The 13,846-nt window shown below is 39.2% G+C and carries 5 protein-coding genes; all 5 read right to left on the bottom strand.

All coding sequences use genetic code 11. The features are described 5' to 3' along the window. Window position 1: 1 nt before the first annotated feature. Window positions 2-4,612 carry an amino acid adenylation domain-containing protein gene (locus V7K85_RS11495; RefSeq protein ID WP_334813674.1) on the bottom strand — a complete coding sequence of 1,537 codons (4,611 nt, stop codon included), beginning with the start codon at window positions 4,610-4,612 and terminating at the stop codon, window positions 2-4. A 142-nt stretch (window positions 4,613-4,754) separates the two neighbouring features. Continuing rightward, window positions 4,755-5,531: a class I SAM-dependent DNA methyltransferase gene (locus V7K85_RS11490; RefSeq protein WP_334813672.1), complete on the bottom strand. Its 777-nt coding sequence runs from the start codon at window positions 5,529-5,531 to the stop codon at window positions 4,755-4,757. A gap of 111 nt (window positions 5,532-5,642) precedes the next feature. Then, window positions 5,643-6,650 (bottom strand): TauD/TfdA family dioxygenase, encoded by a 1,008-nt coding sequence (locus V7K85_RS11485; protein WP_334813670.1) that lies wholly within the window; start codon window positions 6,648-6,650, stop codon window positions 5,643-5,645. A gap of 213 nt (window positions 6,651-6,863) precedes the next feature. Then, window positions 6,864-7,637, bottom strand: coding sequence for a class I SAM-dependent DNA methyltransferase (locus tag V7K85_RS11480; protein ID WP_334813668.1), 774 nt, complete (start codon window positions 7,635-7,637; stop codon window positions 6,864-6,866). 34 nt (window positions 7,638-7,671) lie between these two features. Then, window positions 7,672-13,839, bottom strand: coding sequence for an amino acid adenylation domain-containing protein (locus V7K85_RS11475; RefSeq protein ID WP_334813666.1), 6,168 nt, complete (start codon window positions 13,837-13,839; stop codon window positions 7,672-7,674). Window positions 13,840-13,846 lie beyond the last annotated feature (7 nt).

Raw genomic sequence — 13,846 nt, 5'->3', positions numbered from 1 at the left:
TTCACTTGCTTGTTTGATCGTTACTGCGGTTGATTTTCGCTAAGAGTTGATCAAGGTCTTTTTGATTTAATTTCGCTTTGGCAAAATCCGAAGGTGTGTAACCACCTGCTTCCGCAGATTGACAATGGTTTATAAGCGATCGCAATGCCTTAACCCACCCTTGAGCTAGTTGTTCAATAGTGGCTTTTTGATAAATTTCTTCGCTATAAGTCCACTCCAACTGCAACTTGCCTTCAAGCACAAAGCCGTTAATATCTAATAAATAGGGTCGTTGTGCCCGTGCACTGCGATTTGTGCCGGAATTCTGGCTAATTAATTTAAAAAAAGATGATGCAGACATTACTTGGTCAAACTGACCTAAATAATTAAATCTCACCTGGGCTGGTGGGAAAGTTTGCATCTGGGTAATGATAGTTGCATCTTGACAAAGATAGCGTAGTACCCCGTAACCAATACCTCGATTAGGCACATTTCGTAGCTGTTCTTTAACTGCTTTGAGGGCTTCTCCTGGGTGAGAAATCCCCTCTAAAGTTAATAGCACTGGAAAGATAGTTGTAAACCAACCAACCGTCCGTGATAAATCGATATTGTTAGCGATCGCTTCGCGTCCATGCCCTTCCAAATCCACCAACAAAGAAGGCTGTTTTGTCCATTGAGCAAATGTCTGTACTAGGGCAGTGAGTAGTACATCGTTAATTTCTGTTTGATAGGCTGCTGGTACTTCTTGTAACAAAGCACTAGTCTCTGTTGCACTCAAAGAGATTGATACAGTGTGACCTAAGACCACTGTGTTAGCACCACTAGGATGATCTACTGGCAGGCTAAAACTGGATTGACGAGAAGATTGTAACCAGTAATCCCGCTCTTTTTGCAGACTAGCTGACTGAGCATACTCTTGTAAAAACTCTGACCACTGTTTGAAAGCAGTTGTTTTCAAAGATAACTTTGGCGTTTCACCTTGACTCAGTTGTTGGTAAACTTGCTGGATATCTGCAAGTAAAATTCGCCAGGAAACGCCATCGACAGCCAAGTGATGAATTACCCATAACAATCGTTGCGGTTGATTCTCGCTCAATTTGAACAAAGCTACCCGCATTAGTGGGCCTGTTTCCAGGTTCAAACTGGTCTGGAGTTGAGCAGCAGTGGCTTCCTGAATGGTTTTTTGTACTGAAGCTGGTGACTCAGACAAATCTGTGTAGGAAAATGGCACAGCTTGCACCTCATCCAACCCAGTATTTACTTGCTGCCAACTCGATGTTTGGGGCGTAAATCGCAGACGTAGAGCATCATGATACTCTAACAAGTGCTGTAGTGCTTGCCTGAGTATGTCTGGCTCAATTGTTGGCGGGACTTCCAATAACAAAGATTGGTTCCAGTGGTGTGGATCTTGTAGTTTCTGCTCAAAAAACCAGTGTTGAATGGGAGTCAGAGGCAATGTACCTGTGACGACTTCTTGTTGAGCTGAAATAATTCCATCCGTGCTGGCAACTGCGGCTAAACCAGCAACGGTAGGGTACTCAAATACTTGCTTGGGAGTTAGCTGCAAACCAGCTTGGTTGAGTCTAGCAATGATCTGCATACTAATGATCGAATCTCCGCCTAATTCAAAGAAGTTGTCATAAATGCCCACCTGCTCGACTTCTAATACTTGCGACCAAATTTTGGCAATTTTTTCCTCAACAACAGTACGAGGTGCAACAAATTTCCCTTCTAGTTCAGGTTTGATGCTATCAGGTTCTGGTAGTGCTAAACGGTTAACCTTGCCATTGGGTGTTAAAGGTAATGCCTTTAACCGTACAAAGGCAGCAGGTATCATATACTCTGGTAGTTTCTGTTTGAGGAAGTGCCGTAGTTCACTGGTTGAAACTTCTGAGTGTGGCTGAGGCACAATATAAGCTACGAGCCTTTTGTTACCTGGTTTATCTTCTCTAGTTAAGACAACAGTTTCTCGGATAGCAGGATATTGTCCCAGTGCTGTCTCAATTTCAGAAATCTCAATCCGGAAGCCATGAATCTTGACTTGTTGGTCAATACGTCCGAGAAATTCAATGTTACCGTCAGGCAGATAACGGGCTAAGTCTCCTGTTTTATATAACTTTGATCCCGACGCATCACTAAAGCAGTTGGGAATGAAGTTGTTGTCTGATTGTTTAAGATAGCCACGAGCGAGATTATTCCCTCCAATGTACAATTCACCAGCTACACCAATGGGTACAGGTCGCAGATCATGATCGAGGATGTAAACTTGGGTGTTGGCGATCGGACGACCCAAGGGTACTGTCTCCGATTTATTGCTGATAGCTTCACCTGTAATTTTGTAGGTAGCGACACCGACAGTCGTTTCTGTGGGGCCATAGTGGTTGAAAATTTCGCACTTGGGTTGGTACTGCTGGAGTTTTTCGATTAAGTTCCAACTGAGCGCCTCACCACCTAAAATTAGGCGCTGGCGAGGCAGAATTTTATGCGGCTGGGAGGCGCTTAACAATGCATTTAAGTGAGAAGGAACTATTTTTAAGCAGTCGATGGAATAGCGATCGCAATAATCAGCAAAGGCTTCTGGATTAGTCGCCCGTTCTTGAGAAATTAGGTGCAGACAGCCGCCTGTACATAGGGCAGGGAAAATCGCAGTATTACCTAAGTCAGCAGCGAAGGTAGAAACCGTGGCAAAACTGCTAGCGATCGGTAAATCTAATTTTGCCAAAATCCCATATAGGTAATTGAAAAGTTGTCGATGCTCAATAGCAACCCCTTTGGGTTGACCGGTAGAACCGGAGGTGTAAATTACATAGATTAAATTCTCTGGAGTAGCTTGATTTAGGGGATTTGTATCTTGTTGCTTGCTAATTACATCCCAGTGAGTATCTAAACAAAAAACAGGTAGTGGCTGTTGTGAGAATTGCTCAGTTAAATGCTGTTGGGTCAAGATGACGGCTGCTCCCGCATCCTGCAACATGAAGGTGATCCGCTCCCTTGGCAGTAGTGGATCTAAAGGTAAGTAGACTCCACCTGCTTTGAGAATAGCCCATAAACCAACGAGCATATCCAAAGAGCGCTCAACACACAACGCCACGATGGTTTCCGGCCCAACACCCAAGGTTTGCAGGTGATGGGCAAGTTTATTCGCACGGGTATTTAGTTGGGTATAAGTAAGTTGTTGCTGTTCAAAAACAACGGCGATATGTTCGGGAGTGCGTGCTACTTGCTGCTCAAACAGGTGATGGATGCACTGCTGGGGAGGATAATTAATTTGGGTGTTGTTGAATTCAGTCAGTAGTTGCTGAAGGTCGCTCTTACTAAGAATCTCGAATTCACCAATAGCAGCTTCGGGGTTGTTCGCAACATTCATCAACAAAATCTGGAAGTATCTCGCCCAGCGATGAATATCCTCTACTAGAAATAAATTAGTATCATAATGTAACTCTGCGGTTAAAGACTCATCCCATTGCATACAAGATAGTTTAACTTTAAACCGATCTATGCAGATATACTGTTTATAGATAGAAAATGAGATATCAGATGTAGAATACTTAGCAGGCTGTTCCAGAAATTCAAAACATAAGGGGAAGAAGGATACAAGCTGGTTGCTTTCATCTGTAACCTGCTCCCAATTAAAAGACTCTTGCCATTGGAATACTTCCGCGATCGCGGCATCAGTTTGTTTTAATATTTTACTAAATTTAGATGTTGCTTCTAAAGCAGAATTCACAGGTAAATATTGAGCAAATAATCCTAATGCTGATGCCAGTTCTTCATATTTTCTACTCTGACAAAGAGTGCCAATAGTAATATTTGACCCTCCAGTGAGCCGCCAAAGTAAAATTTGCCAACAAGCTTGCAAAATGGTAGCAACACAGGTGTGATAATCTTGAGCGATCGCTATCAATTTGTTTAATATGTCAGCATCAAAGTTTATAGTAACAAATTCCGGCTTAAATTCTAATTCTTTAGCAGTCTGATGCTCACCAGGAAGTTGCCAATCAGTAAAGGCTAATATATTTTGCTTCTGACTCCAATACTCCTGGCCTAACTCTGCGTCTTCACCTTCAAATAGTTCATTCTGCCAACCTGCAAAATCAGCATACTGTAACGGCTGACCCAACAGGTTTTGGTTATTCACACACGCTTCATATGTACGGCAAATTTCACCCAGAAAATTTTGAATACTTGCTGAATCTGCAATCATAGCTGGCAACCTAACAAGCATAATATACTTTTCAGGTGCAAGAGCTAGCAGGGAAATATTTAATAAAGAATCATACTCAAAGTCAAATATTTCCTGACTAAAATCTTGAAAAAGAGACTCGATTTTGGCATTTTGATTTTCTCGACTTAAACCCGTAAAATCATAGTCGACAATTGTGAGAACATTTTTCTCAGAAATGACTTGCAGCGGAATTATCATTCCCTCTAAAATCCGAAAATTAGTCCGGAGAATTTCGTGTTTACTAATAGTATCTTGTACTGCTATTTTAAGAACTTCAGTTTTTATATTTCCTTCCACTAAAATAGCAACATTAGCTCGAAAAGGTTGCGAAAATTTCGATGGTTGCAACATCCATAAATGCTTTTGTTGCGGAGATATTCTGAACCCTTCTATAGAAACTTCATGCATAGATTTAATAACTTTCTTTAGTCAGCAATAAAAAAACTCAACATTCAAGGCAGAACTTTGATCTTCCTAAATTCTTGTGAAGCTGCTAAAGCTTTTATGCTAGCAGTAGTAATTTAAAAAATCAAATTTAATTTTGAGGAGATTAATTTAATAACTTACCACAAACGAATAAAGCTTTTCCTGCCTCTCCACGTAATTGTAAATCACGTTCTTCATCATATATATTAATATCTTTAAAACCAACCTTCTCTAAGGAAGTTTGGACTTCTTCCGGGGAATAAATTCTCAAATCTAAACTTATATCAGAACGCTGCCATAGATTATTTACATATTGAAAAATAGTTACTTTATTAAAAGCAATACTACTACTCACATCATAAATATCTCTCACACAGAAAACTTCATTATCATTGACATATCCATCAACAATAGCTGCACTATCAACAGAATTATTCCAAGATTTAACCCATTCTGCTAAACGTAAGTCAAAAAGAAATATTCCATCATTTAATAGTATATTATACACATTTTGGAAAACTTGCTCTAGATCCTGAATACTCATTAAATGATTGAGTGAGACACTTGTAGAAGTAACTGCATGAAAGGTAGGTGGAAATGTAAACGAACGAGCATCACCCAAAATAAATTTACCCTTTGGTGCATTTTCGCGAGCATAATTTAACATCTGCTCCGATCCATCTAAACCTGTGACTTCATACCCTTGCAATAAAAGTTTTTGGGCTAATTGTCCTGAACCGCAACAAAGATCAAAAATATGCGCTCTTTGAGGAATATGCTGTAATAGTAACTTATTTAAAACTTGTACAGCAACATCCCAGTTACTTTTTTTGTTAGCTCTAGCATTATATATCCGAGCATATGCATCGTAATCTGAGTACCGATTCTCTGTATTTACCATGTTCTGATTCTCCTCATTGTTAAATTAGAGATATTTATATATCCCAATTTATTCACAGATAGCAGTCCTAAATTATTTGGGAAAAGTTATCTTTATTCTCTTATAAAAGCATTAAATCTTTGCAGATTCAGCCATTCCTACCACAACCTTCCGATAGCCTAAAAATGGAGTACGTCCGTGGGCTGTCAGCATATTATCTAGCATCAATATATCGCCTTCTTTCCAAGGAAATATTACTGATTCTTGCTGATATAATTGACGAATTTCATCTAATATCGATGTTTCAATTGGAGAAGCATCACCGTAATAAGCATTACGGGGAATATCTTCCTCACTGAATGTTGAAAGCAGAGTTTCTTGTACCTCTGTTTTTAAACTGGATATATGAAACAGATGAGCTTGGTTGAACCACACTTTTTCATTTGTCTTAGGATGTGTGGCAATAGCTTGACAGACTTGACGAGTCCTGAGATGGTTACTGTCTTTCCACTCAAATTCGATTCCTGAATTTTTGCAATATTTTTCTACGTCAGATTTGTTTGTAGTTTGAAAAACATCTTGCCATTTCAAATCTAGTATATCACTGTAATTGCGTACATACATCACTTGTTTTTGTAAAAATTTCTCGTGAATTTTGGAGTCAAGACAAGACAAAATTTTACGACTATCAGCAATTGGTGTTTCCCCTCCCTGTTGAGCAGATTTACAGCAGAAAAACCAAATTTTCATCGGCCAATTACGAGAGTAGGCCATTTCATTATGTAAAGGAATATATTGATTTGCTGGATATTCAGTTGAAGTGTAGATTTTACCACTTACTTGACTACGTGGTGTTGAACGATAAGAATATTCCAATAATTCCCCTGAAATTGTTTGAATGAATTGCTCAAATTCACTAACTGCCTTAATATTGAAGTCGCGGAAAAGAATACCTCCATGATGCAATAATTTTGTTTCCATCCATTCCCGATTACTCGCAGCCCAAAGTATTAAATTTAGTCCTTCTATAGCCGGTTTTACTACCAAAGGTAAAGTATTTTCTGACTGAAGGAATTCTGTTTTGATCAAACCTGTTGATGATACATTAATTATTTTGCGTTTGAAGGTACTTAAATCCACTTTCTTTTACCTCCTGGTTCATCTTATTTCCAGATCATGCTGAGTTAAACAAGAGTCTTAATAAATAATTACTGAGTCTATATTTTATTTAGTATAAAATAATATATCACTCAGGTTTAGTCAATGTTGTTTTTAAGATAAAAGCCTTGTCAAATAAAGACTTTACTCTTAACATGCTTTCAAAAATCAAGTCTGATTTCTGTCTGATTAATTTCAGTTTGGAGTAACAGGCTTACGGCACACAAAAATTGCCTGAGTTCTGGATTCACTAACTCCTAGTTCAACTCCCAAGTCTTTGTGAGAATTGTAACAATTTATTTCTATAAATCCCGCCATTTCCAGAGCAGATGTAATCTCTGTGATCTGATAGTGCTTAACTAGCCAATTATTATCTGATCGCTGCAATTTTCCGTCAATCAACTCAAATGTAGTGCATTTGGTTTCACGTACTCTCTCTTCGGGGTGACTGTAATTTTGAGTAACAGATACAGTCTCTTCGTTAGATTCTATTTCTGTCGCTCCGATTCTATTTTCTATTGGAGACCAATCTTGAACAATCAGGTTAAATAAGAATATACCATTCTCTAGCATTGCTATATAAACGTTGTGGAAGACTCTCCTCAAATCTTCTAAGGTGATGATCATATTTAAGGACATTTGCGAAAATACCGCGTGAAAGATAGGCGACAATTCAAAGTAGCGTGCGTCACCAATAATTAATTTACTGCTAGGTGCATTTTCACGAGCATAATGTAATAATCCTTCAGAACCATCAAGTCCAGTTGTTTGATACCCTCTAATTTCAAATTCTCGTAAAAACTGCCCGGTACCACAACAAAGGTCAAAAATGTGTGCTTTTTCAGGAATATGACGTAGCATTAATTTTTCTAAATGCCCCATTACTAAATTAATGTAATTCTCATCTTTACTCTTGTTTTGTAACCGAGCATATTTATCATAATCGGGAATTGGATAAGTTACTGACATAAAAATCTCCTACTTTCTTTAAATATAATGATTACTAACTAACACCAGTAATTGTTTGACGACCAACTTTACCTAATTTTTGGCGACGTGATGCTTGAAAATCCTGATTTTTAAGCATTTTATGTTGTTTTTGTACCTCATCCAAGATTGCTATCAAATGCTTTATTTTGATATCAGGATGTTTACTTACCGCAGACAGAATGGCTTGCAAATCTTTGAGTATACGAGTAATTATCAGAGAATCAAAATAGTAAGAATTGTACAGAACTTCTAAAGACAATTCTAAAGTAGGTGTAACTCTTAATGTCAGAGGATAATTGTTCATGCTCACTGTTAAAACATCACTCGCTCTTAAGTTAGCTCTCCCCTCAAGTAAAGAATCATCTATTGGATAATTTTGAAAAACAAGAATACTTTCAAACATAGCTAAATCTGATGAGATATCGCTCCATTGGTGTACTTTTACAAGTGGACTATGTTCATACTGACGTGCTGTAACTTGCTGCTCTTGGATATCTTTCAACCAAGGCAAAATAGATGAATCTGGTAGTACTAGCACTCGCATTGGTAACGTGTTAATAAATACCCCGATCATTGCATTGGCTCCAACGAGTGTTGGTGGACGACCCGATACTGTAGCTCCAAAAATAACATCTTGTTCGCTGCTGTAATAGCTCAACAAAATTGCCCAAGCTCCTTGGAGCAGAGTGTTGAGGGTCAATTGATTTTGGCGAGCTATAGTTTGAATTCCAGTTAATATTGCTGCTGAAATGATGATTTCTTGCTGCTGATATTTTTTATCTTGAAGATAAGATTGCTTTTGGCTGATTTCTCCCCCTAAAAGTGTTGTAGGAGCAGTCAATCCCTGGAGCGTATGCCGCCAAAACTTTTCAGCTTGAGTAATATCTTGCTGTTGTAACCAAGTGATATATTCAGAATAGGTGCGGCGCAATTCTAGAGATAATTTTTGTCCTTGTTTTAATCTTTGATATATCTGAAAAACTTCTTGCAAGATTAAAGGGATTGACCATCCATCTATTAATAAATGATGATGACTCCAAATAAACTGATACTCTTCTTCGCCCATTTGAATGAGTGTGATCCGCATCAGAGGGGCTTGGGAAAGTATGAAGTTGGATTGACGATCGCTATCTAAAAATGCCTTAAGATATTCTTGACGCTCATCTGGAGATAAGCTTTGCCAATCCTCTTGATACCAAGGGATTTCTACCTGTTGATGCACTACTTGCAATGGGTGGTCAAGAAATTCCCAATAAAAAGCGCTACGTAATACTGGATGCCGATCTATAACTTGTTGCCAAGCTGACCTCAACGCAGAGATATTTAGCTGACCATGTAAAATACAACAAAACTGCTCAAAATACATCGCCAATTCTGGAGTATAAAGCGTATGAAACAAAATACCCTGTTGAATGGGTGAGAGGGGATAGACATCTTCGATTAAGCGCTGTTTGCCAAGGAGTTTGTCTAACGTTGACTGTTCCAGCTTTGCCAAGGGAAAATCTGAAGGAGTATAGCCGCCTGCTGCGGGAGATTGACAATAGGCAATGAGCGATCGCAACTCTCTAGTAAACATCTGAGCCAGTTTCTCAATTGTGCCTTGGTGATGCACTGCTTGACTGTATTTCCAATGTAATTGTAATTCCCCATTGACGACCAAACCATCTATAACTAGCAGCTCACTACGGGTATTGCATTGGCTGCGTTCTAGCCCCTTAGAGGTAAAAGCCAAGTTAAAAATAGATGATTCAGAAAATGCTTGGTCAAACTGACCCAAATAATTAAAAACCACCTCAGCTTGCGGGAGCGATCGCATTAACTCGACTTTTTCGGCATTAGTGCTGAGATAGCGCAGCATACCATAGCCAATCCCGCGATCAGGAATACACCGTAATTGCTCTTTGATGGCTTTTAAAGCTTCTCCAGGATTATCACTAGTTCTCAAATCTAAAAGCACCGGAAACATAGTTGTAAACCAGCCCACAGTCCGCGACACATTAACATCAGCAAAAATTTCCTCCCGTCCGTGACCCTCCAAGTTAATTAAAAGCGATCGCTCTCCTGTCCACTGGGCAAACGCCTGTACTAATGCCGTCAGTAAAACATCGTTAATTTGGGTGTGATACACAGCTGGCACTTCTTGGAGTAAAACTTTGGTTTCTGCTGTACCCAAGCTGACTACCACAGTGCGAACTGAAGCCTCAGTGTTCAAACCCTCTTGATCTACAGGCAATTTCTTCAGTTGCCTCTGGGATAATATCAACCAATAATCCAACTCCTGCTGCACTTGTACTGAATTGGCGTATTCTTGTAGCAATTTTGACCACTGTTGGAAAGAAGTTGTTTTGGCTGGTAAAGCGATCGCTTCCCTTCGCTCTAGCTGCTGATAAATTGTTTGTAAATCCTCAACTAAAATTCGCCAGGAAACGCCATCAACTGCCAGGTGATGAATCACTATCAACAAGCGGCTAGTTTTATCTTTGCCTGAATTAAACAAAGCCATTCGCACCATAGAACCTAGCGATAAGTTTAAGCTGGCTTGTATTTTGGTAGCAGTTGCCTCCAAGACAGATTCTTGCTCCTGTGGCGGTACTCTCGACAAATCTAGGTACGAAAAACGTACTTGCTCATCAGGTTTAACAATCATTTGTTGCCAACCAGATGCCGTTTGCTCAAACCGCAAGCGCAAAGCATCGTGATGTACCAACAATTGCAATAATGCCCGCTCTAGTAGATTCGGGTCTAGTGTTTGTCGCACTTCCAGTAAAATCGACTGGTTCCAGTGATGTTTATCAAGTAAATTCTGTGCAAAGAAGTCATGCTGAATTGGTGTTAGATATACGACACCAGTCACTAGTCCTTGCTCTGCCTGAATAGACTGATTTGTATCAGCTACCATAGCCAATTCAGCAATTGTTTGGTGCTGAAAGATTTGCTTAGGAGTCAGATTCAATCCAGCTTGGTGAGCCTTGGCAATAATCTGAATACTGACAATAGAATCTCCACCCAATTTAAAGAAATTGTCATGAATACCTACCCGCTCTATACCTAAAACCTCAGCCCAGACTTTCGCTAGGGTATCCTCAACTGCCGTGCGCGGGGCCACAAACGTTTCTTCTAACTCCGGTCGTGTTTGGTCTGGAGCAGGTAACGCAGGTCTATCTACCTTACCATTGGGTGTCAGAGGTAGCGACTCCAAAACCACAACAGCCGAAGGTAGCATATGGTCTGGTAGCTTTGGTTTGAGAAAGTCACGCAATTGTGAACCTAATTCAGAAGATTGTATGTCGGGATTATCAGTCAAATCCTGGTGTTTAGTAATTGGCACAACATAAGCTACTAAACGCTTGTAATTCAACTTATCTTCCCTGACCACAACTACAGTCTCTCGCACAGCCGAATGCTGACTTAATAAAGCCTCTATTTCACCCAGTTCCACACGAAAACCACGAATTTTCACCTGATGGTCAATACGTCCTAAAAATTCAATATTGCCGTCTGCTAGCCATCTTCCTAAATCCCCGGTTTTGTAGATTAAATCTTGACGATTTTCTGGTAAAGGTTTTTTATTACTAGTAAATGGGTTGGGAACAAAGCTATTCTTAGTTTTCTCTGGATTTTTCCAATAGCCTGCACCCACACCAATTCCTGAGACACAAATTTCTCCAGGTACTCCTACTGGTAACAGTCGCATTTGACGGTCAAGAATGTAAATATTTAAGTTCGCTAAAGGTTTACCTATTGGTACTGTTTGTTGATTTTCTGGTAAGGGCTGCTCAATAATAAATTGGGTGATATCATCGGCAGCTTCGGTTGGGCCATAAGCATCAGCTACTTTAATTTCTGGATATAACTTTAGCCACTGATTGACTCGTTTGACTGATACTGGTTCTCCAACAACCATCATCCATTTCAATTCCGGTAATAATCTCTTATCAGGCGATAGTTGGGAAATATAATCTAGCAATCCACCAAATATTGTTGGTACTAATTCAACAACTGTAATTGCTTTTTCTTTAAGAACTTTAAATAATTTGTTTGGCACAGCGCCATCTTCAATATCTACTATGACAGTTTTACCCCCAATTAAAAGTGGAGCTAAAAATTGCCAAACAGAAATATCTGTTGAAGAAGGAGCATTTTGTAGAAAACAAAAATCTTCAGTTAATTCTAACTCATCATATTGAGCATAAATATGATTAATTGCCCCATCATGTCTGACAATTGCACCCTTGGGTAATCCAGTTGAGCCTGAGGTATAGATCATGTAAGCTGGAGAAGTGCTTTGATTAATAAAATCTAAATTTTGTGTTGTTAATTCAGAGTAATCTTGTTGATGATAGATATTTACTTGAGTTAATTTTATATTATCAACAACATCTAAACAAATAATATTCTGCAAATAAGTACAATGTTCTTTAACATCAAGCCAGCTTGACACAAGTGATGATTCTGTTAGCAAAATCCGTACTTCACTATTAGATAACATATATCTAATCCGCTCTTGTGGATAGTTATTATCAATTGGTAGATAAGCTCCTCCAGCTTTTAGGATAGCGAGGATTGCTATCAAAAAATTGGTGTCGCGCTCTTTGTAAATAGCAATAAATTCTCCATATTTAACTGCTAATTCCTCTCGCAAAAAAGTAGCAAGTTGATTGGATTTTTCGTTTAATTCTTGATATGTGAGATATGAGTCGCCACAAACTACAGCAATATTCTTTGGGGTTTTATTTACCTGCTCAGTAAACAACTGATGAATTGTCTTTTCTATCGGATGTTCGTTAATCTTATAATTAAATTCTACCAATAAGTGGTGTTGTTCTGATGCTGTAATAATTTTAAATTTTGCTAGACTCTGATCAGAATGAATAATCATCTCTGCTAGCAAGTTTTGCAAATGTCCTAGTATCTTATTGATAGTGCTTTGTGCAAAACAGCGATAATCATAGTCAATTGCTATTGATAGACCTTGGTTTGGCTTGACTATTACTTCAATTTCTAACGGATATGCTGGCTGATATGAGTGGCAAATCTGACCGATTCTAAGACTGCGATCTGAAGTTTGTAAAGAATAATCTACCGGATAATTTTCAAAGATGATGATGCTCTCAAATAAAGACATTCCTCTGGGAATTTCACTCCAGTTTTGTACTTGTACTAATGGACTGTACTCATACTGGCGGAGTTCTATTTGTTGTGTTTGTAGTTGTTTTAACCAAGATATCAGAGAGGCTTGTGCTGCAACCTCTACTCGCATTGGCAGGGTATTGATAAATAACCCCACCATAGACTCTACCCCTGTCAAGTCTGGCGGCCGACCGGAGACAACTGAGCCAAAAATTACATCTTGCTCACCACTGTAATAACTCAGCAAAATAGCCCAAGCCCCCTGCATCAGAGTATTTAGGGTGAGCCGATGTTGCTTGGCAAAAGCCTGTAATGCTGTTGTCACCTCTATCGATAACTGGGTTTGTTGATGACCATAACTTTCTTGTTGTTGAGATTGTGCAGACAAGCACTCGCTACTCCAGGTTGCCACTAAAGGAGTCGGGGCTGTAAAGTTTTTCAGTGTTTGTTTCCAGAAAGTTTCTGCCTGCGAAAGCTCCCGTTGTTGTAACCAAGCGATGTACTTTCCATAAGCACGGCTGGCTAATAACGGTAAATTTTTACCTTGATGCAGTGCTTCATAAGCATCAAAAACTTCTTGAAAAACTAAAGCTGTAGACCATCCATCTAGAATTAAATGGTGTTTACTCCAAACGAATTGGTAAGAGTTTTCAGCTAGTTGAATCAGACTCAGACGCATTAGTGGTGGTTTAGCAATATCTAAACCTCGCTGAAAATCTTCTTGAAGAAAAGTTTCCAGCATTATTTGCTGTCGAGTCAGTTCTATTCCCCGCCAATCGTGCTGTTCCCAAGGCAAGTCTGTATGCCGATAAACTACCTGAAATGGGTCTTTGCGCTGTTCCCAATGAAAAGAAGTACGTAAAACTGGATGTCGATTTACTACCTGCTGCCAAACCTGTTTGAATGCAGGGACATTCAGTGAACCACTTAAGGCGCAGTGAATCTGGGTAACGTAGACTCCTGAATTGGATGCATAAAGAGTATGAAAGAGTACGCCTTGCTGCGTTGGCGAAAGAGGATAAATATCTTCAATATTTTTTGTTTTATTCATCTTAAAA

It is taken from the genome of Nostoc sp., from assembly GCF_036917615.1.
Taxonomy (GTDB): Bacteria; Cyanobacteriota; Cyanobacteriia; order Cyanobacteriales; family Nostocaceae; genus Nostoc.
This window is presented reverse-complemented; position numbering and strand designations above follow the sequence as displayed.